The 20,587-nt window shown below is 71.3% G+C and carries 19 protein-coding genes; 4 read left to right on the top strand and 15 right to left on the bottom strand.

The genetic code is table 11. The features are described 5' to 3' along the window. The first annotated feature begins 100 nt into the window (after positions 1–100). Entirely contained in the window at positions 101–3,478 is a 3,378-nt protein-coding gene (locus tag AB0M83_RS32880; RefSeq protein WP_364522902.1) for a pyruvate carboxylase, read from the top strand. Between the two features lie 16 nt (positions 3,479–3,494). Next, positions 3,495–4,283, top strand: a complete 789-nt coding sequence (locus AB0M83_RS32875) for an arginase family protein (protein ID WP_364522900.1) — start codon at positions 3,495–3,497, stop codon at positions 4,281–4,283. A 7-nt stretch (positions 4,284–4,290) separates the two neighbouring features. Here AB0M83_RS32875 and AB0M83_RS32870 read toward each other — a convergent pair whose 3' ends face one another. Beyond that, a complete protein-coding gene (locus AB0M83_RS32870; RefSeq protein ID WP_364522898.1) occupies positions 4,291–4,665 on the bottom strand; it encodes a GntR family transcriptional regulator in 375 nt (124 codons plus the stop codon). After that, a complete protein-coding gene (locus AB0M83_RS32865; RefSeq protein WP_364522896.1) occupies positions 4,662–5,357 on the bottom strand; it encodes a hypothetical protein in 696 nt (231 codons plus the stop codon). Before AB0M83_RS32865 ends, AB0M83_RS32870 begins: the two co-directional genes overlap by 4 nt. 284 nt (positions 5,358–5,641) lie before the next feature. On the opposite strand from AB0M83_RS32865, the gene AB0M83_RS32860 reads away from it, so the two are divergent. Further along, complete coding sequence (locus tag AB0M83_RS32860) at positions 5,642–6,922, top strand: helix-turn-helix domain-containing protein (RefSeq protein WP_364522894.1); 1,281 nt, start codon at positions 5,642–5,644, stop codon at positions 6,920–6,922. Positions 6,923–6,977: 55 nt separating this feature from the next. On the opposite strand, the gene AB0M83_RS32855 is transcribed toward AB0M83_RS32860, so the two are convergent. The 3 genes from AB0M83_RS32855 to AB0M83_RS32845 form a co-directional block, all read right to left on the bottom strand. Further along, positions 6,978–7,559, bottom strand: a complete 582-nt coding sequence (locus AB0M83_RS32855; RefSeq protein ID WP_364522892.1) for a DUF6801 domain-containing protein — start codon at positions 7,557–7,559, stop codon at positions 6,978–6,980. 15 nt (positions 7,560–7,574) lie between these two features. After that, complete coding sequence (locus tag AB0M83_RS32850) at positions 7,575–8,990, bottom strand: DUF6801 domain-containing protein (RefSeq protein ID WP_364522890.1); 1,416 nt, start codon at positions 8,988–8,990, stop codon at positions 7,575–7,577. A 73-nt stretch (positions 8,991–9,063) separates the two neighbouring features. Further along, positions 9,064–9,702 (bottom strand): DUF6801 domain-containing protein, encoded by a 639-nt coding sequence (locus AB0M83_RS32845; protein ID WP_364522888.1) that lies wholly within the window; start codon positions 9,700–9,702, stop codon positions 9,064–9,066. 441 nt (positions 9,703–10,143) lie between these two features. Between AB0M83_RS32845 and AB0M83_RS32840 the strand changes: the two genes are divergently transcribed. Next, complete coding sequence (locus AB0M83_RS32840; protein ID WP_364522886.1) at positions 10,144–11,016, top strand: hypothetical protein; 873 nt, start codon at positions 10,144–10,146, stop codon at positions 11,014–11,016. 41 nt (positions 11,017–11,057) lie between these two features. Here AB0M83_RS32840 and AB0M83_RS32835 read toward each other — a convergent pair whose 3' ends face one another. The 10 genes from AB0M83_RS32835 to AB0M83_RS32790 form a co-directional block, all read right to left on the bottom strand. Further along, positions 11,058–11,702, bottom strand: coding sequence for a hypothetical protein (locus AB0M83_RS32835; RefSeq protein WP_364522884.1), 645 nt, complete (start codon positions 11,700–11,702; stop codon positions 11,058–11,060). A gap of 78 nt (positions 11,703–11,780) precedes the next feature. Then, complete coding sequence (locus AB0M83_RS32830) at positions 11,781–12,707, bottom strand: hypothetical protein (protein ID WP_364522882.1); 927 nt, start codon at positions 12,705–12,707, stop codon at positions 11,781–11,783. Further along, positions 12,704–13,207, bottom strand: coding sequence for a hypothetical protein (locus AB0M83_RS32825; protein ID WP_364522880.1), 504 nt, complete (start codon positions 13,205–13,207; stop codon positions 12,704–12,706). The genes AB0M83_RS32830 and AB0M83_RS32825 overlap by 4 nt, the downstream gene beginning before the upstream one ends. Then, entirely contained in the window at positions 13,195–14,394 is a 1,200-nt protein-coding gene (locus tag AB0M83_RS32820) for an MlaD family protein (RefSeq protein WP_364522878.1), read from the bottom strand. Before AB0M83_RS32820 ends, AB0M83_RS32825 begins: the two co-directional genes overlap by 13 nt. Continuing rightward, positions 14,394–15,455, bottom strand: a complete 1,062-nt coding sequence (locus AB0M83_RS32815) for an MCE family protein (protein ID WP_364522876.1) — start codon at positions 15,453–15,455, stop codon at positions 14,394–14,396. Before AB0M83_RS32815 ends, AB0M83_RS32820 begins: the two co-directional genes overlap by 1 nt. Beyond that, positions 15,452–16,486 carry an MCE family protein gene (locus AB0M83_RS32810; protein WP_364522874.1) on the bottom strand — a complete coding sequence of 345 codons (1,035 nt, stop codon included), beginning with the start codon at positions 16,484–16,486 and terminating at the stop codon, positions 15,452–15,454. Before AB0M83_RS32810 ends, AB0M83_RS32815 begins: the two co-directional genes overlap by 4 nt. Then, a complete protein-coding gene (locus tag AB0M83_RS32805; protein ID WP_364522872.1) occupies positions 16,483–17,466 on the bottom strand; it encodes an MCE family protein in 984 nt (327 codons plus the stop codon). Before AB0M83_RS32805 ends, AB0M83_RS32810 begins: the two co-directional genes overlap by 4 nt. Further along, the gene (locus AB0M83_RS32800) at positions 17,463–18,467 is read right to left on the bottom strand and encodes an MCE family protein (RefSeq protein ID WP_364522870.1); all 1,005 of its coding nucleotides are present in this window, start codon (positions 18,465–18,467) and stop codon (positions 17,463–17,465) included. The genes AB0M83_RS32805 and AB0M83_RS32800 overlap by 4 nt, the downstream gene beginning before the upstream one ends. Then, positions 18,464–19,738 carry an MCE family protein gene (locus AB0M83_RS32795; RefSeq protein ID WP_364522869.1) on the bottom strand — a complete coding sequence of 425 codons (1,275 nt, stop codon included), beginning with the start codon at positions 19,736–19,738 and terminating at the stop codon, positions 18,464–18,466. Before AB0M83_RS32795 ends, AB0M83_RS32800 begins: the two co-directional genes overlap by 4 nt. Beyond that, complete coding sequence (locus AB0M83_RS32790; RefSeq protein WP_364522867.1) at positions 19,735–20,586, bottom strand: ABC transporter permease; 852 nt, start codon at positions 20,584–20,586, stop codon at positions 19,735–19,737. Before AB0M83_RS32790 ends, AB0M83_RS32795 begins: the two co-directional genes overlap by 4 nt. Position 20,587 lies beyond the last annotated feature (1 nt).

Raw genomic sequence — 20,587 nt, 5'->3', positions numbered from 1 at the left:
CGCGGCGCATGATGTCCATCACCTGGTACTGAACTCCCGCAGAGCGGGAAGAACCGGGTAACGTGCGTTGACTTACCGATCCATACGGGAAGGACCGGGCATGTTCCGCAAGGTGCTGGTGGCCAACCGCGGCGAGATCGCCATCCGCGCGTTCCGCGCCGGCTTCGAACTGGGCGCGGGCACGGTCGCCGTGTTCCCCCACGAAGACCGCAACTCGCTGCACCGGCTGAAGGCCGACGAGGCGTACGAGATCGGCGAACCCGGTCACCCCGTGCGGGCCTACCTCTCGGTGGACGAGATCGTCAGCGCGGCGAAGAAGGCCGGGGCCGACGCCGTCTACCCCGGCTACGGCTTCCTCTCCGAGAACCCCGATCTCGCGCGCGCGTGCGAAGAAGCGGGCATCACCTTCGTCGGGCCGAGCGCCGACATCCTCGAGCTCACCGGCAACAAGGCACGTGCGGTCAAGGCCGCGCGGGAGGCCGGCGTGCCGGTGCTCGGGTCGTCCGAGCCCTCCAGTGACGTCGACGCGCTGGTCGCGGCGGCCGGCGACCTGGGCTTCCCCGTCTTCGTGAAGGCCGTCGCCGGCGGTGGCGGCCGCGGGATGCGCCGCGTCGAGGACCCCGCCCAGCTGCGCGAGTCCATCGAGGCCGCCGCGCGCGAGGCCGAGTCCGCCTTCGGTGACCCGACCGTCTTCCTCGAGAAGGCCGTCGTCGAGCCGCGGCACATCGAGGTGCAGATCCTCGCCGACGGCGCGGGCAACATCATCCACCTCTACGAGCGCGACTGCTCGGTGCAGCGGCGCCACCAGAAGGTCGTCGAGCTCGCCCCGGCGCCGAACCTCGACCCCGAGCTGCGCGACCGGATCTGCGCGGACGCAGTGAAGTTCGCGAAGCAGATCGGCTACCGCAACGCCGGCACCGTCGAGTTCCTGCTCGACAAGCAGGGCAACCACGTCTTCATCGAGATGAACCCGCGCATCCAGGTCGAGCACACGGTCACCGAAGAGGTCACCGACGTCGACCTCGTGCAGTCGCAGCTCCGGATCGCCTCCGGCGAGACCCTGGACGACCTCGGCCTGAGCCAGGACAAGATCTACCTGCGCGGCGCGGCGCTCCAGTGCCGCATCACCACCGAAGACCCGGCCAACGGCTTCCGCCCGGACACCGGGATGATCTCCGCCTACCGCTCCCCGGGCGGCTCGGGCATCCGGCTCGACGGCGGCACCGCCTTCTCCGGCACCGAGATCAGCGCCCACTTCGACTCGCTGCTGGTGAAGCTCACCTGCCGCGGGCGCGACTTCAAGACCGCCGTCGGCCGCGCGCGCCGCGCCGTCGCCGAGTTCCGGATCCGCGGGGTCGCCACGAACATCCCGTTCCTGCAGGCGGTTCTCGACGACGAGGACTTCCGCGCCGGGCGCGTCACGACGTCGTTCATCGAGGAGCGCCCGCAGCTGCTCACCGCGCGGCAGTCCGCCGACCGCGGCACGCGCCTGCTGACCTACCTCGCCGACCAGACGGTCAACAAGCCGAACGGCGAGCGCCCGAAGACCCCGGACGCGACGCTGAAGCTGCCGAAGCTCCCCAAGGACGCCCAGCCGGCCCCGGGGTCGAAGCAGAAGCTCGTCGAGCTCGGCCCGGGCGGGTTCGCGGAGTGGCTGCGGAAGTCGCCGCACATCGGCGTCACGGACACGACGTTCCGCGACGCGCACCAGTCGCTGCTCGCCACCCGCGTCCGCACGAAGGACCTCCTCGCGGTCGCGCCGGTCGTCGCGAACACGCTGCCGCAGCTGCTGTCGCTGGAGTGCTGGGGCGGCGCGACCTACGACGTCGCGCTGCGGTTCCTCGCCGAGGACCCGTGGGAGCGGCTGGCCGCGCTGCGCGAAGCCGTGCCGAACATCTGCCTCCAGATGCTGCTGCGCGGGCGCAACACCGTCGGGTACACGCCTTATCCGACCGAGGTGACGCACGCGTTCGTCCAGGAGGCGACGAAGACCGGCATCGACATCTTCCGGATCTTCGACGCCCTCAACGACGTCGAGCAGATGCGCCCGGCCATCGAAGCCGTGCGCGAGACCGGCTCCGCCGTCGCGGAGGTGGCGCTCTGCTACACCTCGGACCTGTCGGACCCGGGCGAGAAGCTCTACACGCTCGACTACTACCTCAAGCTGGCCGAGCAGATCGTCGGCGCCGGGGCGCACGTCCTGGCGATCAAGGACATGGCCGGGCTGCTGCGCGCGCCCGCGGCGACCCGGCTGGTCACCGCGCTGCGCAAGGAGTTCGACCTGCCGGTGCACATCCACACCCACGACACCGCGGGCGGCCAGCTGGCCACCTACCTCGCGGCGATCAACGCGGGCGCGGACGCCGTGGACGGCGCGGTGTCGTCGATGGCGGGCACGACGTCGCAGCCGTCGCTGTCGTCGATCGTGGCGGCCACCGACCACTCCGACCGCACCACCGGGCTCGACCTGGACGCGGTCGGCGACCTGGAGCCGTACTGGGAGAGCGTGCGCAAGATCTACGCGCCGTTCGAGGCCGGGCTGGCGTCGCCGACCGGGCGCGTCTACCACCACGAGATCCCCGGCGGGCAGCTGTCGAACCTGCGCACGCAGGCCATCGCGCTGGGCCTGGGCGACCGCTTCGAGGACATCGAGGCGATGTACGCGGCGGCCGACAAGATCCTCGGGCACCTGGTGAAGGTGACGCCGTCGTCGAAGGTCGTCGGCGACCTCGCGCTGCACCTGGTCGGCGCGGGCGTCTCCCCGGCCGACTTCGAGGCGGAGCCGAACAAGTTCGACATCCCCGACTCGGTCATCGGCTTCCTGCGTGGCGAGCTCGGCGACCCGCCGGGCGGCTGGCCGGAGCCGTTCCGCACCAAGGCCCTCGAAGGTCGGGCGGCGGCGAAGCCGGTCGCGGAACTGTCCGAAGAGGACCGTACGGCGCTTTCCGAGAACCCCCGCCGGACGCTCAACCGCCTGCTGTTCCCGGCGCCCACCAAGGAGTTCGAGGCGCACCGCGAGGCGTACGGCGACACGTCCGTGCTGCCGAGCAAGGACTTCTTCTACGGGCTGCGGCCGGGGGAGGAGTACCAGGTCGACCTCGAGCCGGGCGTGCGGCTGCTCATCGAGCTGGAGGCGATCGGCGAGGCCGACGAGCGCGGCGTGCGCACGGTGATGTCGACGCTCAACGGCCAGCTGCGGCCGATCCAGATCCGCGACCGGTCGATCGCGTCGGACATCCCGGCGACCGAGAAGGCGGACAAGGGCAACCCGAAGCAGGTCGCGGCGCCGTTCGCCGGCGTCGTCACGCTGCAGGTGGCCGAGGGCGACACGGTCGAGGCCGGAGCCACGGTCGCGACGATCGAGGCCATGAAGATGGAGGCGTCGATCACCGCGTCCGCCGGGGGCAAGGTCGGCCGGCTGGCGATCACGAACGTCCAGCAGGTCGAGGGCGGAGATCTTCTGCTCGTCCTGGAGTGACCGCTAGCATCGCCGGATGCTGATCAACGCGGTGCCCCAGCGGCAGGGTGCGGTCGGACCGCGAGCGGCGGAGCTGCCGGACGGCTGCCTGGCGCTCGCGGAGCTGGCCGGGCACGTGCTCGGCCGGCCCGTGCACCACGTCCGGCAGACGCGGGAAGTGTCCGAAGTGGACCGTGGGATCGCTTCGCGGGCCGTGCTGACCGGCCCGAACCGCGCGGCGCAGCTGGCGGCGCTGGAGGCCCCGGGCGGCCCGGTCCTGACGGTCGGCGGCGACTGCGGGGTCGAGCTGGTGCCGATCGGGGTGGCCCGCTTCCGGCACGGCCCGGGCCTGGGCGTCGCGTGGTTCGACGCGCACGCCGACCTGAACACGGCGGAGTCGTCCCCGTCGGGCGCGTTCCACGGCATGGTGCTGCGGTCGCTGTTCGGCGAGGGCGACCCGGAGTTCGCGGCCGCCCCGGCGCTGACTCCCGGCAACGTGGCCCTCGCCGGGACGCGCGTGTTCGACCCGGAGGAACGGGCGGCGATCGCGCGGGGGCTGGCGGTCACGTCGGTGGATGCCTTGGTGGGCGTGGAGAAGCTGTACGTCCACGTGGATCTGGACGTGCTGGATCCCGCGGAATTCGCGGGCCTCCACTACCCCGAGCCGGACGGCTGGCCGATCGAGCGGCTGGTGTCCGAGCTGGACGCCCTGGCCGGGTACGAGGTCGTGGGCGCGGGGATCACCGAGTGCGTGGGCACGTCCCGCCAGGTCGAGGTGCTGGAACCGGTCCTGGCCGCGATCGGCCGCCTCCTCGACCACCGCTGAGCGGGTTTCACGGACCTTGGCCGGGCTCGTAGGCCGCGCGGACCGCGGTCACCGCCGCTTCCACGTCCGCGCCGAGGTCCTGGGCACGGGTGGCGAACTCGATCGCCGCGGTGAGGAGCAGCGCCGTCGGGTCCGGGCGGTTCGCGGGGGTCGTGACGACCGTGCCGCGCGCGCGGGCCGTCATCACCCAGCCCGCCGTCTCCAGCTCACGGTACGCGCGGGCCACCGTTCCGGACGCCAGTCCCAGGTCCCGGGCCAGCTGGCGGATCGGCGGCAGGCGCGTCCCGTCCGGGAGCGCCCCCGCCGTCACCGCGCGGACGATCTGGTCGTGCACCTGCCGCCAGGGCGCCAGGCCGGTTTCGGTGTCGACGACGATCTTCACGCCGGGGCCGGCTGCCGTTTCACCGGTGCGGTCACCGCCAGGAACGCGGCCAGGCCGGCGACGACCGCCAGCAGCGACCCGAAGTTCCCGGCCGGCCAGCCGATCGCCGCGCAGGCGGCGATCCCCAGCCCGATCGCGACGCGCCCGCTGCGGCGGCGCAGGGCCAGGTCGGCCCGCGGCTCCCCGGCCGCCGGGCGGCGCACCGCCAGGGCCGTGATCACCCAGCAGACCGCCGTGGTGCCGACGGCCGCCGCCAGCAGCGTCCACTGCGCGGTCCAGGCCAGGCGCACGATCGCGGCCGCCGACGCCAGGCCGCTCAGCACCAGCGCCCAGACCGGGACGGTGTCGCGCAGTGTTCGCGGGGCCAGCACGGCTTCGCGGCGCGCGGTGCGAGACGGCCGCTGGGCCAGGAGTTCGGCGATCAAGCCGCCGACCAGCAGCGTCGTGATGATCGAGCCGGGCCCGGTGTCGTCGAGCACGGGCGGGATCGCCAGGTAGAGCCACGGGTACCAGAGCCGGCGCCGCTTGAGGTACCGGACGGCGAGCGCCACCTCGGCGGCGTCCGGCTCCGGCACGCCCCAGCGTTCGAGCAAGCGTTTCCCGTGCTTTTCGCCCGGCCAGAGCACGATCAGGATCGCCAGGCCGATCAACCCGGTGAAGAGCGCGACGGCGAGCACGTTGTCCCACGGCATGTCCGGACCTCCTCGCTTGTATCAACCACACGATACAAGCGTCCGGCACGGCGTGCGCGCCGGTTCCGGGTTCGCCCGTTCGTACGTACAATCGTGAGCAGTCGGCGGGGTGGTTGTCAGCGTTCCGCAGTCCGACCTCGTGAACTTGTCACGAAGATGACAAGAAATCGGTTTCCCTTCGAAGGTGTGACACGTTCGGGACTAGTTTTTCGATGTGTCCGGTGTCACCCCGCGCCAGGCGGGGTGCGCGGGCCGGGGTCCCGGGGCGGAGCGAAGGAGCTGCGATGTCGGTGGAGCGCGGATTCGATCACGCTGCGCCGCCGCCCGCCGCACTGCCTCGCAAACTCGCCGACATCCTGCGGCCCGAGCTGGCCAGCCTCGCAGCCGAGATCGTCGACGAGATCCGCGCGACCATCCCGGCCTACGCGCGCCCGCTCGACGGCCCTTACGGCAAGTCGATCCGCGCCGGCGTCGAGTACGCGATCACGTTGTTCGTCGCGCAGATCGCCGACCCGACGGTGTCCAAGGAGCAGTCCCACGAGGTGCACCACCGGCTGGGGCAGAACGAAATGCGCGAAGGCCGCAGCCTCGACACGCTGCAGTCGGCGTACCGGGTCGGCGCGCGGGTGTCGTGGCGGCGGATCATGCGCGTCGGGCGCCGGAGCGGGCTTTCGTCGGCGGTGATGTCCCAGCTGGCCGACGCGATGCTGGCGTTCATGGACGAGCTGGCCTCGGTCGCGCTCGACGGCTACCTGGAGGCGAAGGCGCGCACGGCGGGCGCGCTCGACACGTGGCGCCGCAAGCTGCTGCACCTCATCCTCGAGACGCCGCCCGCGTCCCCGAAGGCGATCGCCGAGCTGGCCCAGCTGATCGGCTGGCCGGTGCCGACCGACGCGACGCCGGTGGCGGTCTGCCCGGCCGACGGCGTGGCCCCGGCCCGCCGCCACGCCGGGCTGGACGCGGACATCCTCGCCGAGCTCGACACACCCGACCCGAAGCTGGTGGTCCCGGGCGAGCTCAGCGGCGCCCGGCTGGCGACGCTGCAGGTGGCCCTGCCGGACTGCCGGCTCTCGATCGGCCCGTGCGTCCCGCTGGCGTCGGTCGCGGATTCCCTGCGGTGGGCCCGCAACGCCCTCCAGCTGGCCGAGCGCGGGGTGCTGATGCCGCGCCCGGTGCTGCGCGCCGAGGAGCACCTGGCGACGTTGCTGGTCAACTCCGACACGGGCCTGGTCGGCACGCTGCGGCACCGCCTGTTCGCGCCGCTGGCGGACATGACGGGCAAGCAGCAGGAGCGGTTGCTGGAGACGCTGCGGGCGTGGCTCGACAGCCAGGGCAACGTGGTGGAGATCGCAGAGCGGCTGGGTGTCCACCCCCAGACGGTCCGCTACCGCATGAGACAGCTCCAGGCCACGTTCGGCGACAGCCTCCGCGACCCGGCGTCGCGCTTCGAGATGGAGCTGGCCCTGCGCGCGGGCGCGGCACCGTTGCCGTTGCGGTACCCGGTCAGTGAGCTGCTGCCGGCTCAGCGGGCGGGGGTTTCGCGTCCACAGTGGACGTCCAGCTAGCGCTTGCTCCGGTGCGCAAGGGAATCCTTCGAGCAAGGCGCGCAGCCGAAGCAGCTCATCCGATCGGCAGGGCGGGGGTGAAGGCCGCGACCTGGCCGTCCGGCTGGGTGCAGGTGAGGCTCACGCCGGTCGGGGCGGTGCTGCCCGGCAGGCGGTGCAGGGACAGCTGCAGGGCGAGTGCCTTCGTCCGGCGGAACGTGATCTCCCCGGACGTTCCCGCCGTGAACGGCTGCCGCCCGCCGCGGAAGGTGATCGTCGCCGGGCCGGTGCCCCAGGTCGCCTGCTGCACCAGGCCGAGCGTGCCGGTCCCGGTGGCGGTCGCGTTCGTGGGCGTGACGATCATGGCGCTCGCGCCGGCGGACGTGCCGTCGTACCCGGCGGCGGTCAGGGCGGCGAGCGCGCCGTCGGACAGCGTGACGCTTCCCGACAAGTTCGTGAGGGTGAACACCGCGCCGGGCGCGGCCGTGTCCGGGCCGGTGAACTCCTCCGTGACGGTCACCGGCTGCACGGACTGACCCGGGAACGTGCAGGTGTAGCCGAACGAGCCGGACTGGAACAGCGTGCTCGCGCGGGCGGGCCCGGCCACTCCGGTGACGGCGATCGCGATGGCGAGAGCCAAGGTCAGGCGGGTGCGCATATCTACACGTGCCTCTCAGTTCGGGTGCTTGACCGCCGCCGCCTTCTTCGCCGCCGCCTCGGGCGGGGGTCCGTCGGAGCCCGGCGGGCACTGGGTGTGGTCCGGTTCGGTGCACACGATGAGGTTGTAGGTGTCGACGAAGGCCTGGTTGCCCTCGCCCGAGCTCATCCCGGACAGCAGCGGGTTCAGGTCCTGGCCGCCCGCGCCGCAGCCGGTGAACTCGGGGAGCTTGAAGCCCGTCTTCTCGTCGGTCCGGATGTGCCCGACGCCGAACGCTTCGTACGGGCCGTTCAGCGTGAGGGTCACTCTTTCCTTCGTCACGCAGTCGGGGCCGAGGTCGAGCGGGACGCCGTTGACCTTCGCGTTGCTCAGCCGCGCCATCACCTGCAGCGTCGTGTCCAGGAAGGTGGCCCCGGTGTCCGGGTCCGTGGTGATCTTGCCGGCGATCTCGATGACCTTGCTGTTCCGGTAGTCGACGGGCAAGAACTCGACGGTCGCGGTCACCGGCACGAACCCGAAGCCGAGGAACGAGGTCGTCGCCGGGTTGAAGGTGGTCGACCCGGTGACCCGCGAAGTGCCGTCGACCAGGTTGAGGATGAACAGGCCGTTGAACAGGAACGCGGGGTCGGCCGCGACGGTCGCGCCGAGCTTCTTGACCGTCGACTTCGTCAGGATCGTGACCAGGCTCAGCGGCACCGCGAACTCGTCTTCGGTCGGCGGGTCGCCCGGGCCGGGCTCGGCGGCGGCCGCCACCTGCTGCTGCTTCTGCTTCGTGCCCGGCACCGTCTTCGGCAGGACCATGATCTTGCCCAGCGTCGTCTGCTGCTCGGGGTCGAGGGCGCACGCGACCTGCGGGGCCGGCTGCGTGACCGCGGTGTCCGGCGGCGGCACGGCGTCGAGGGCCAGCGTCGGCGCGGTGACGTCGAACGTGACGGCGCCGACGGTGTTCAGGGCGATCTCCGGCACGGTGCCGGTGGCCGTCAGCGTGACGTCGCCGGTCTCCGGCAGCGGTGTGGCGGGCACGGTCAGGTCGACCGGCACCTGGTCCGCGCGGTCGCCCTGGTGCACGGCCAGGGCGATGTGCACGCCGCCGCGCAGTGACCCGGTGGTGGTGCCTTCCGGCAGGTAGGAGAGCGCGATGTCGCGGGGGAGCGTGAGCTTCGCCGAGAACGCGCCGAGCTTGGCCGACGTCCCGGTCTTCGCCTGCGAGGGCAGCGTCGCCGCCGTCTCGGCCGTGAGCTTCCGCGCGCCGAGCGGGTCCGCGAACGGGCAGGTCACCGAAACCGACGCCGTGGCCTTCGCGTCCGGTGGGACCGCGGGCGCGGGGGCGGCCGAGCCGACCCCCGTCAGCGCGCCGTTCACCGCGGAGAGCAGGCCGACGGCCGCCAGCGCGGAGATCGTGAGGGTGCGGGGCCGGACTCGAAGTGGCATCGGTTTCCCTGGGTGCGTGCGGAAGCGGCGGGGTGGTCCCGGTGCGGGCGGGCGCCCGCACCGGGAAACCCGGTCAGGAAACGGTGATGCTCGGGCTGAACGCGGTGTTCTGCGCCGGGCTGGTCACCTTGAGGGTGCAGTTCATCGTCCACGGCGACCAGGTGTTGGTCGACTTCTTGTGGAACTCCAGGTTCGCCGACAGCCCGCTCGTCAGCGACAGGGTGGCACTGCCCGCGGCGGCCGGCGCGGTCCAGTTCGGGATGCTGGACCCCGCGTCCTGCGAGATGACCACCGTGATCGGCCCGCCGGTCGGGTAGATCACCTCCGGGATGTCCAGCCCGGAGGCCGACGGCTGCGACAGCGTGCCCGCCGACGCCGTGACCGGCACCGTCGCCTTGCCCCGGATGCCGTCGTAGCCGACCGCGGTCAGCAGCGAGTGGACGGTCGCGCTGATCGTCGCGCTACCGCCGACGTTGGTGGGCGTGACGGTGGTGCCGGCCGGGACGACGTCCGGCGCGTCCAGGTGCGCGCCGATGGCGACCGGCTGCGGCGAGATGCCGGGGAAGGTGCAGTTGTAGGTGATGCCCGCCGTGCCCCCGGCGGTGTAGGTGGTGGTGGCCGCGGCCGCGGTACCCGCGGTCAGCACCGCGATGGCGCCGATGGCGGTCGCGGTGGTGGCGAAACCGGCGGACAGCCTGCTGAGTCGGGACATACCTGTCATCTCCTTTGATTCAGTTCAGTCTCGGCTTTGGCTGATCGATTGCTCGCCGCCGTGAGCCCCCATCGCGTTCACCGTCCCCATTGCCCCGGGCGGCGGGTCGCGATTCATCGGCGTGCGAGGTGGAGGTCCATCTGCCGGAATCGAGGCTACTCGCCAGTTCAGTAAGGAACAAGACTTCGCACCGGCGTGGGTGAGGTGGCGTGGGAAGGTATCGGTTTCTTGTGCGCGGCAGCGAAGGTGCACGACCGGATTTGGCGTATTGTGACAAAGAACGGCCGCCGCGCCGAAGCGCCGTTCGGCACGGTCTACCATTTGTGATCTTGCCGGAGCAATCCCCGATAACTAAACCGGAGAAATGAGGCTACCGTGCCGGGTACTTCCCGTTGTGGACGGGTATCACTGAAGGGCGCCGCATTCGCGGTGACGGCGGCGATGGCCGCATCGGTGTTCGCGCAGCCGGCGTCCGCGGCCACCGTCGGCGGCGTGATCGCCTGGGGCAAGCCGGACTACGACGTCACGATCCCGCCGCCGGGCGCGCTTTCCGGCGTCACCGCCGTGTCGGCGGGGAGCACCACCGCGCTCGCGCTGAAGGGCGGCGCGGTCCTCGCGTGGGGCGCGAACAACTGGGGCGCCAACGAAATCCCCGCCGCGGCGACGTCCGGGGTCAGCCAGATCGCGTCGGGCTGGGGGCACGAGCTGGCCCTCAAGAGCGGCAAGGTCCTGGCCTGGGGGAACAACTGGTACGGCCAGACCACGCTGCCCGCGTCGGTGTCCAGTGGCGTGCTCGCGATCTCGACGTCCAACATGCACAGCCTGGCGCTCAAGCAGGGCGGGCTGGTGGTGAGCTGGGGGACGCGGACCGACGTGCCGGCGGCCGCCCAGTCCGGCGTGACCGCGATTTCCGCGGGTGGCGACCACAACCTGGCGCTCAAGAACGGCGGCGTGCTGGCCTGGGGGAGCAACACCTACGGGCAGACGACGGTGCCGGCCGGGCTTTCTTCGGGTGTCACGGCGGTGTCCGCCGGGTTCAACCACAGCCTGGCGCTGAAGAACGGCCAGGTCTACGCCTGGGGCCGCGACAACTTCCACCAGATCGAGGTGCCGCCGGAGGCGCTGTCCGACGTCGCGGGGATCGACGCCGGGTTCAACCACAACATCGCCGTCAAGACCGACGGCTCGGTGGTGACCTGGGGTTCGAACTTCGTCGGAGAGTCCTATTTCCCCTGGTGCGGACCGGTTTACGCGATCTCGGCCGGGGACAACGACAGCTTCGCGCTGAAGGAAGATCCGGCTGCGCCCTGCTGACGCCGGCGGGTGGCGGGCCGCGGCCCGCCACCCGCGGTCACTCAGGTGGCGTCGCTGGCCAGGTCGAGCGAAATCGTGTTGCCCGGCCCCGAAACCAGGGCGCCGAGAGCGATGTCGGCGACGAAGCAGTTGCTGAACTCGGGGATCGTGTACGTGCCGGTCACCGTGATGGCCGGCGCGGTGATGTCGATGTCCTGCGCGGACAGCGTCAGGTCGAGCGGGGTCTTCGTCTTGCAGCTGCCCGGCACGGTCGGCAGCGGGAAGATCGGGATGATCGGGCCGGCCCAGATGTCGTAGATCTCCATGTTGGCCTTGGCCTTGGTGACGAGGTTGCCGTCGGAGATCGTGCCGGTGGCCGGGCCGAGCGGGGTCACCTTGACCTTGGCCTTGATCCGGAAGACGCCCGAGAGCAGGGAGATGTCGGCCTGGGAAGGCGGCAGCGCCAGGTCCGCGCTGAGCCCGATCGAGCCGGTCTGGTCGTCGATCAGCAGGTTGCCCTTGAGCGAGCCGGGGCCGAGTTTCATGGCGCTGCCGGTCTTCTTCACCGTGGTGCTGCCGGTCACCTTGTAGGACACGGGGATCGGGATGACGTCGGCCGAGGCCGGGGTCACCGCGACCCCGGTCAGCACGACGGCCGCCGCCGACGTGAGCACGGCCATTCTCCTCAGCTGCGTTGCCACGGACATGGTTGTCCTCCTTTTGCGTTTCCCGAGCGTTTCCGGGTGCTCCCGGAAACGGTGAAGTACTCGTTGTTCAGCTTGCTTTCAGCGGGGTTCGAGTGCGGTGACGACCCAGCCGTCACCCGTGCGTTCCGCGGTTACGGAAAGCTGTGCAGCGGCGCTGTCGATCGCATTGTTGTCGGCTCGGACGGCTGATTGATCGAGAAAGACGAGTAACCGCGCGTGACCATTCCGGAGGTCTTGCACGGCGATCGCGGAAACGCGCGAAGTGAGCACGAGTTTCTGCTCGGGTGCCTTCTTCCGGACCTGGGCGAAGAGTTTGTCGTAGGAATCCTTCGCGGACCCCCGCAGCACGGCGGCGGCGGCCTTTTCGGTGACGTCGGTCTTGTCGTAGGAATAGGAGAAGATCCGGTTCATCGCGAGGGTGACGGCCGAGGTGACGTCGGCGGTGGCGCCGACATCGGTGAGCGCCAGGTTCGCGGCGGCGGGGTTGCCGGCGGCGGAGTGGGCTTCGAGGGTGAACCAGACGCCGGCGCCGGTGAGGACCAGGGCGGCGGTGAGCAGGAGGGCGGGGAGGCGGAGCCAGGCGGGGCGGGGCTTGGCGGGTTCGGGCTCCGCTTCGGCTTCGGCCGGGTCGCTGTCGGCGGCCTCGGGCGGTTCGGCTTCGGTTGCCTGGTCGGCCTCGGCTTCGCCTTCGGTGGCTTCGGCCGGCTCGGCCTCGGTCGCGCGGCTCTCTGGCGAACCGGCGAACTCGCCCGGCGGTTCAGTGGACTCGATGGACTCGGTCTCGGCGATCGCGGCCGGCTCGGCGGTTGCCTGAGGCTCGGCTCCGGGAACGTGGCCGGTCTCGGTTGCGGGTGAGCTGACCTCGGCCTCGGCCGAGGGTGGGCTGTCGCCGGGCCCGGTGGCGGGCGAACTGACCTCGGCCTCGCCCTCGCGCAAGCCGTCCCGGGCCTCCACCTCTGCCGGAGTCTCCTCGGCCCGCACCTCGACCACCCTCGCGCGGCTCATCGGGCACCCACCGGCAGCTGGTCCAGCGCGCTCAACTTCCACCCATCCGCCGTCCGTGACAGCGCTGCCGCGAAGCGGTTGCGCTTCACCGCCGGGGCCGTTCCGTCCTTCGCCATCGTGATCTCCACCGAAGCCAGCATCTTCGCCGTGCCCGCGTGCTCGTCCAGCTCGCTCAGCGCCGCGTCCAGGACCCGGCCCGTCGCCACCGTCGCGTTCGCCGCCAGGGTTTCCTTCGTCTTCGGGTCCGTGCGGGCCAGCTGGTCGTGCAGCGGGCCCGTCGACGCCGCCAGCCACTTGCCCAGCCCGCCGTTCACGTCGTGGTAGTCGAGGCTGCTCAGCTCCGCCACCAGCGTCCGGCCGCTCGCCAGCGCCTCGTCGCGCGCCACTCCGTACGTCAGCGACGCGTCGTGCGACGCCGCGTACCACGAATAGCCCGACCAGCCCGCGAACACGGCCGCGGCCGCCGCGACCGCCACCGCACCGTGCTTCAGCGCAGCCACAGCATCTCCTCGAGGCTCGTCGACGTCGCCTGCCCGTCGAGTCCGGTCAGCCCGCCCGGCACCGCCGGCTCCGGCACCGGCGGGTGCGGTGCGTTCTGCACGCCGCGCACCGAGCTCTCGTTCCCGTACGGCAGCGTGCAGGCCGCGCCGGTGTTGAGCGGCAGGGGCGAAAGATCGTCGCTCGGCCGGTGCTGCGTCGCCTCGTAGCCCTGGACGCACGGCGGCGGGTTGTCGAAGTTCAGCACCAGCGCCATCCGCAGCGCGTCGCCGCGGGGGTTCAGCGCCGACCCCACGCCCGCCACCGCGCGCGGCATGTTCGCCAGCAGCGACTCCTCCGCCGCGGTGCGGGTGCCGAACACCCGGGCCGTCGTCAGCAGGTTGGCCAGCAGGATCGGCAGCCCGGGGTCGTTTTCCTTCAGCAGCGCCGAAAGCTCCGTCGCCGCCGGGGGCGCGGTCGCGATCAGCCGCCGCAGGTCGCCGTCGGAGCGGGCGAGCTGCTGGGCGAACACCCGGGCGTTGCTGCTGAACGAGCGCCACTCCGACGACGAGCCGACCTGCGTCCGCAGCACCGTCGCCCCGTCGTTGATCAGCTTCGACGTCTGCGGCAGGTTCGCGCTTGCCTCGTGCGTGAACGTTGTCGCCGAGTCCAGCAGCGTCTGCAGGTCCGGGCCGGCGCCGCGCAGTGCGTCGTCGAGCTCGTCGACCACCGTGCGCAGGTCCTGCGTCGGCACCGACGCGGTGAACGAGTCGAGGTCCGTCAGCAGGTCGTTCACCGGCAGCGGCAGCGTCGTCGACTCGCGCCGGATGACCGAGCCCGCTTCGAGGTACGGCGCGTCGGCCGTGCGCGGCTGCAGGTCGACGTACTGCTCGCCGACGGCCGACCGGTTCGCCACCACCGCGCGGGAGTCCGCCGGGATGGGCGGCGCGCCGTCGTCGATCAGCAGGTCGGCCTCGGTCCCGGTGACGGTGAGCCGCAGCTCGCCGACCCGGCCGACGGCGACGCCTCGGTAGGTCACCTCGCCGTTCGTGAACAGGCCGCCGCCCTCGGCCAGTTCCAGCTTCACCGTGTAGCTGCCCGAACCGAAGAGCCGGCCGAGCCCGGCGTAGTTCGCCCCCACGAACGCCGTCGTGCCCAGGGCGATCACGATGAACAGCACGACCTGGATCCGCACTCTGCGCGTCAGCATCACTGGCCTCCCGAGGGAATCGGGAGCGGCGGCAGGCCCGGCGGCACACCCTCGCCGGGCGCGGGCAGGGGCACGCCGGGCGCCGGGATCATCGACGCGTACGCGTTGACGTAGTCGCCCTTGATCGCCGGGAGCACGGAGTCGGGGAACGGGAACGTCGGCAGCATCTGCAGCGACTTCGGCAGGTCGGCCCCCGCGTCGGCCAGCTGGCCCAGGATCGGCGCGAGCGCGCGCAGGTCCGCCACCATGTCGTCGCGGCTGCGGTCGACGACGTCGGTGGCCACCGTGGAGAGGCGGTCCAGCGCCTGCAGCATCGAGACGAGCTGGGTGCGCTGGTCGGACAGCGCCTGCAGGCCGGGCGTCAGGTCGGTCAGCGCACCGGACACCTGCTCGTGGCGGTTCGCGAGCGTTGAGGACAGCCGGTTGAGCCCGTCCAGCGCTTCGGTGATGTCCGACCGGTGCGCGTCCAGGTCGGTCATCAGGGTGTTCACCCCGGACAGGAACGAGCGGATCTGCGCCTCGTTGCCGTCCATCACCTTCGACAGCTCGCGGTTGATCGTCTGCAGCTGGCCGATCCCGCCGCCGTTGAGCAGCAGCGAAAGGGCGCCGAAGATCTCTTCGAACTCGGGGTTGCGGTTGGTGCGCGCCAGGGGGATCGTGGCGCCGTTCACCAGCCGCGCACCGCCCGCGTTCTGCGCTTCGCCGTCCGGTGGGGCGAGCTCGACGAACTTCTCGCCGAGGAGGCTGGACTGGCGCAGCCGCGCGAGCGCTCCGGCCGGCAGCACGACGTCGCCGTTGACGTCCAGCACGGCTTCGGCCGTCCACCCGTCGGCGCCCAGCCGGATCTCCCGCACCCGCCCGACCGGGACGTCGCCGACCTTGACGGCCGCCTGCGGCACGAGGTCGAGGACGTCGGCGAACTGCGCGGTCACCGCGTACGGGTGGTCGCCGAGGTCGGCGCCGCCGGGCAGCGGCAGGTCGTAGACGCCCTTGAACTCGCCGCCCGAGCACCCCGCGAGGGCCAGGCACCCGATGGTCACGGCCGTGAGGATCCGCTTCACCGCCCACCGCCGTTCGTGTAGACGTCGCCGGTGGCCGGCAGCGGCAACGCCGGGTAGTACTCGAGGACGTTGTCGCGGCCCCTCAGCCGCCCGGTCGCCGGGTCGATCGCGTTGAGGACGTTCGACACCGCCAGCGGCACGCCGTCGAGCGTCTCGGCCAGCGACTGGCGCTGCTCGACGAGCGTCCGCGTCGTCGTCACCAGATTGTCCACATTGGACTTGATTGCGCCGCGGTTGTCGCGGATGAACGCCTGGACGTCGCCGAGCGCCTGGCCGAGGCTGTCGAGGGCGTGGGCCAGCTCGCCGCTGTTGGCGGCCAGGGTGCCGGAGATCTGCGACAGCTGCTGGTTGACCCCGCTCACCTGCTGGTCGTTGGTGGCGAGCATGGTCGTGAACCGCTGCAGCTCGTCGACGGTGCCGAACAGGTCACCCGAGTTGCCGGCCAGGGTGCGGGCGAGCTGGGCGAAGTTGCGGACGCTGTCGTTGAACGCCTGCCCGTTGCCCTGCAGGTTCTGCGCCCCGGTCTTGAGCAGGTCCGACAGCGCGCCCTGGGAGTTCGCGCCGTTCGGGCCGAGGGCCTTCGACAGCGTGTCGAGGCTGGCGTAGAGCTGGTCGAGCTCCACCGGGGTCGCGGTCCGCTGGACCGGGATCGACGCGCCGTCCTTCAGCCGCGGGCGGCCGCGGGCGAGCTTGGCGAACTGGACGTAGCGGTCGGCGACGACGCTGGGGGCGATCACCAGCACGGTGGTGTCCTCGGCGATGCCGACCGAGCCGTCGACGGTCATGTCCACCTGCACCTGCTCGCCCCGCGGGGTGACCGCGTCGACCTGGCCGACGCGGACGCCGAGCACGCGGACGTCGGAGCCGGAGTAGACGCCGACCGCGCGGGAGAAGAACGCCGTGACGTGGTGCTGGCCCGATCCGGAGAACACCCACCAGAGGGCGGCCGTCACAACCAGCGCGAGCAGGATCGCGGCGGCGACGAAGCGGGTGGTCAGGACCCCGGCGCGGGTGGTGGTCAGCGCGCTCACTTGGTGCCTCCCGGCGCGGTGCAGGGGTCGTGGTTCTCCGGCAGCAGGCCGCAGAGGTAGGCGTCGATCCAGCGGCCGTTGCCGGTGGTGTTGGTGACGACGCGGAAGTACGGCCCGGCCAGCTGCAGGCCCCGGGTGAGGTTGTCGTTCTGCTTCTTCAGCAGGTCGGTCACCTGCGACAGCGACTGCAGCGCCTTCTTGAGCGGGTCGGAGTTCTCCGCGATGAGGCCGCGGAGCTGGTCGGCCAGCCGCGCCGAGCCGGTGAGCAGGTCGTGGATCGCGTCGCGGCGGCGGTTCAGCTCGGTCAGCAGCAGGTTGCCGTCGTCGATCAGCTTCTCGAAGTCGTCGTTCGAGTTCGCCAGCGTCGTGGTCAGCTTCCGCGCGTTGGCCAGCAGCTCGGCGATCTGGCCGTCGCGGCTGGAGACCGTCTTGGACAGCTGCGACAGGCCGTCGAGCGCGCTGCGGACGTGCTCGGGGGAGTTGCGGAAGGTGTCGGACAGCGTGGTGAAGCTGTCCGCGAGCTGTTTCGTGTCGATCGCGCCGACCGTGTCGGCCAGGCCGTTGAACGCGTCGGTGACGTCGTAGGGCGTGACGGTCCGGGTGCGCGGGATCGGCCGGTCCGGGTCCTGCACGCCGTCGCCGGTCGGGTTCAGCGAGAGGAACTTGCGGCCCAGCAACGTCTTGATCTTGATGTCGGCGGTCGTGCGGTCGCCGATCCACGCGTCCTTGACCCGGAACGACACGAGGACGTGGTCGTCGGCCAGCTCGACGTCGCGGACGGCGCCGACCTTGATGCCGGCGATCCGGACCTCGTCGTCCGGCTGCAGGCCGGCGGCCTCGGAGAACTCGGCCTGGTAGGTGGTGCCGCCGCCGACGATCGGCAGGTTGTCGTAGTTGAACGTGACGGTGAGGAGCGCGGCCAGCGCGACGCTGCCGACCACGCCGAGGGCGATCGGGTTGCGCTCCTTGAACGACTTCACGAGTCGCACCTCGCCGTCGGGACGTAGACCCCGCGCGGGGGCGTGGTCTGGAGCGTGGCGCGGCAGAGGAAGAAGTTCATCCACGTCCCGTAGGAAGCGACCCGGCCGATTTCGGTGAACTTGACCGGGAGGTTCGTCAGGAAACTGTCCACATCGGACTGCTTCTGCGCCAGCGTGCCCGCCACCTCCTGCAGCCCGGCGATGCTCTCCTTCAGCGGCGGGCGCGCCTGCTCGAACAGGCCCGCGGTCGACTGCGTCAGGTCGCCGATCCCGCCGATCGCGTCGCCGATCGCGGCGCGGTCGCCGGCCAGCCCGGACACCAGCTGCCGCAGCGTGGAGACCAGGTTCGCCAGGGCGTCACCCTTGCCGTTGACGGTCTTGAGCACGGAGTTGAGGTTGCCGATCACCTCGCCGATCACCTTGTCGCGCCCGGCGAGGGTGGTGGTCAGCGAACCGGTGTGGGCCAGCAGGCTTTCGACGGTGCCGCCTTCCCCCTGCAGCACCTGGACGATCTCGCCGGAGAGCTCGTTGACGTCGTTCGGCGACAGCGCCTGGAACAGCGGCTTGAAGCCGTTGAACAGGTCGGTGAGGTCCAGGGCGGGGGTCGTGCGGTCGAGGGGGATCTCGCCGCCCTCGGGCAGCTGGTCCCGGGTGCCGGTGGTCCCGCGCTCGAGCGCGATGTACCGCTGGCCCACCATGTTGCGGTACTTGATGACCGCGTGGACGTCGGCGGGCAGCCGGCGGCCCTGCTCGAGGGAGAACCCGACGAGCGCCCGGTTGTGGTCGCTGATCTCCAGTGACTCGACCTGGCCGACGCGGACGCCGGAGATGCGCACGTCGTCCCCGGCGTTGAGCGAAGTGGCGTCGAGGAACTTCGCCGTGTAGTGCTCGCCCGCGCCGACGCCGGAGTTCGTGATGGACACGGCCAGCAGCGTCGTCGCGAGGGCGGTGACGACGATGAAGATCAGGCTCTTGATGAGCGGGGAGGCGATGTTCCTCACTTGAGCTTCACCTCCGTGCCGCGGTAGAGCGGCCCGACGAGCACGCTGCTCCACTCCGGGACCTGCGCGGCCGGCACGCCGATCGACGGCGCGACCAGCGTGGCCAGCAGCTGTTCCTCCTGCGGCGAGTTCGCGACGCCGAGGTCGCCCTGGCCGCCGGTGAGGAGCGGGTGGCCGGTGCTGCCGGGGGTCGCGGCGGCGGTGCCGGTGGTCGGGGCGACGCCGGAGGGGTAGCAGCGCGGTTCGCCGCCGCCGGTGAAGCGCGGGTCGTCCCGGCCGGGCAGGTACTTGCCGCTGTCGGCGGTCACGGAGACCTCGGCGTGCAGCCCCGGTTCTTTCCGTTCGACGCCGAGGACCTTGTCCATGGAGTCCTTCAGGGCGCTCAGCGAACTGATGGTGCAGGCGAAGCTGGGGGAGTACTTCGCGGCGATTTCGAGCGGCGCGCGACTGTCGGCGGCCAGGGCGATGAGGTTGTCCCGGTTGTTCCGCAGGAAGTTCGTGACCTCCTGGGACGACGACGTCACCTGCTGGTAGACCCCGGCGAGGTCGGCCTGCTTGTCCTTGACCGTGTTCAGCGTGACGGCCGAGGAGGTGAGCGCGTCGAGCAGGTCCGGGGCGATGTCGCCGTAGAGGTGCGAAACCGTGGCCAGGTCACGGATGTCCTGGGTCAAGGTCGGCAGGTCGGGGGTGAAGTCCTTCAGGTAGTCCGCCGCGGTGCCGATCGTCTGTCCCAGCTGTTCGCCGCGGCCCTGCAGCGCCGTCGACACCGCGGTCAGCGTCGTCGCGAGCTTCTGCGGCTGGACGGCCTTGAGCAGCGGCAGGAGGTTGTCGAAGACGCGTTCCAGCTCGATCGCGTTGGCCGAGCGGTCCTGGGCGATCGTGTCGCCCGCGGTCAGGTGCGGGGCGCGGGCACCGTCCGGGATGGACAGCTGGACGTACCGCTCGCCGAAGAGCGTCTTGGGCACGAGCAACGCGGAAACGTTGCGGGGCAGCATGTCCACTTTGCCCGGCTCGAGGGCAAGCGCTATCTCGGCGCCCTGCGGAGTCGCCCGGACCTCGCGGATCTCGCCGACGAGCACGCCGCGGGCCTTGACCTGCCCGCCCGGGGAGAGCTGGTTGCCGATGCGGTCCGCCTTGAGCGTCACCGGGACGGTGGCGACGAAGTCCTTGTCGTACACCTTGATCGAGAGCGTCACGAGCACGCCCATGACCACCAGGAACAGCACGCCCGCGGTGCGGATCCCGGCCTTGCGGCGGGTCTCCCGTCTCATCCGGCCACCTGCACGGTGGTCGTCGCACCCCAGATGGCCAGGCTCAGGAAGAAGTCGATGATGCTGATCGCGACGATCGCCGTGCGCACCGCGCGCCCGACCGCCACGCCGACGCCGGCCGGGCCGCCGCTCGCGCGGAAGCCGTAGTAACAGTGGGCCAGCACCACGACGACGCTGAAGACGAGCACCTTCCCGAACGACCACAGCACGTCGCCGGGCGGGAGGAACAGCAGGAAGTAGTGGTCGTAGGTGCCCGCGGACTGGCCGAAGAACCACACGGTGACCTGCCGCGACGCGAGGTAGCTCGACAGCAGGCCGATCGCGTAGAGCGGGATGACGGCGAGGAAACCGGCGATCACCCGCGTCGTCACCAGGTACGGGACGCTGGGGATGCCCATGACCTCCAGGGCGTCGATCTCCTCGGAGATCCGCATCGCGCCGAGCTGCGCGGTGAAGCCGCAGCCGACGGTGGCGGAGAGGGCGAGGCCGGAGACGAGCGGGGCGATCTCGCGGGTGTTGAAGTAGGCGGACACGAACCCGGCGAACGCCGACGTCCCGACCTGGTTGAGCGCGGAGTAGCCCTGCAGGCCGACGACCGTGCCGGTGGCGACGGTCATCCCGATCATCACGCCGATCGTGCCGCCGATGACGGCGAGGGCGCCGCTGCCGAAGCTGACTTCGGCCAGCAGGCGGACGACCTCGCGCAGGTAGCGGCGCAGGGCCCGCGGCGTCCACGCGATCGCGCGGAGGAAGAACAGGATCTGGTCGCCGAGGGTGTCGAGGAACCCGAACCGGCGGTCGACGGCTTCGCGCACGCGCGCGGCCTTGGGGACTTCCGTGGTCGTCACG

The organism is Amycolatopsis sp. NPDC051106, from assembly GCF_040682775.1.
GTDB lineage: Bacteria > Actinomycetota > Actinomycetes > Mycobacteriales > Pseudonocardiaceae > Amycolatopsis.
Note: the sequence above shows the minus strand (reverse complement) of the source record. Positions and strands in the feature narration are given on the sequence as shown.

Coding starts and splice junctions, on each gene's coding strand:
- AB0M83_RS32860 (WP_364522894.1), top strand. CDS start 5,642: ATGTCGGTGGAGCGCGGATTCGATCACGCTGCGCCGCCGCCCGCCGCA.
- AB0M83_RS32850 (WP_364522890.1), bottom strand. CDS start 8,990: ATGCCACTTCGAGTCCGGCCCCGCACCCTCACGATCTCCGCGCTGGCG.
- AB0M83_RS32875 (WP_364522900.1), top strand. CDS start 3,495: ATGCTGATCAACGCGGTGCCCCAGCGGCAGGGTGCGGTCGGACCGCGA.
- AB0M83_RS32845 (WP_364522888.1), bottom strand. CDS start 9,702: ATGTCCCGACTCAGCAGGCTGTCCGCCGGTTTCGCCACCACCGCGACC.
- AB0M83_RS32855 (WP_364522892.1), bottom strand. CDS start 7,559: ATGCGCACCCGCCTGACCTTGGCTCTCGCCATCGCGATCGCCGTCACC.
- AB0M83_RS32880 (WP_364522902.1), top strand. CDS start 101: ATGTTCCGCAAGGTGCTGGTGGCCAACCGCGGCGAGATCGCCATCCGC.
- AB0M83_RS32820 (WP_364522878.1), bottom strand. CDS start 14,394: ATGCTGACGCGCAGAGTGCGGATCCAGGTCGTGCTGTTCATCGTGATC.
- AB0M83_RS32830 (WP_364522882.1), bottom strand. CDS start 12,707: ATGAGCCGCGCGAGGGTGGTCGAGGTGCGGGCCGAGGAGACTCCGGCA.
- AB0M83_RS32835 (WP_364522884.1), bottom strand. CDS start 11,702: ATGTCCGTGGCAACGCAGCTGAGGAGAATGGCCGTGCTCACGTCGGCG.
- AB0M83_RS32865 (WP_364522896.1), bottom strand. CDS start 5,357: ATGCCGTGGGACAACGTGCTCGCCGTCGCGCTCTTCACCGGGTTGATC.
- AB0M83_RS32795 (WP_364522869.1), bottom strand. CDS start 19,738: ATGAGACGGGAGACCCGCCGCAAGGCCGGGATCCGCACCGCGGGCGTG.
- AB0M83_RS32840 (WP_364522886.1), top strand. CDS start 10,144: ATGGCCGCATCGGTGTTCGCGCAGCCGGCGTCCGCGGCCACCGTCGGC.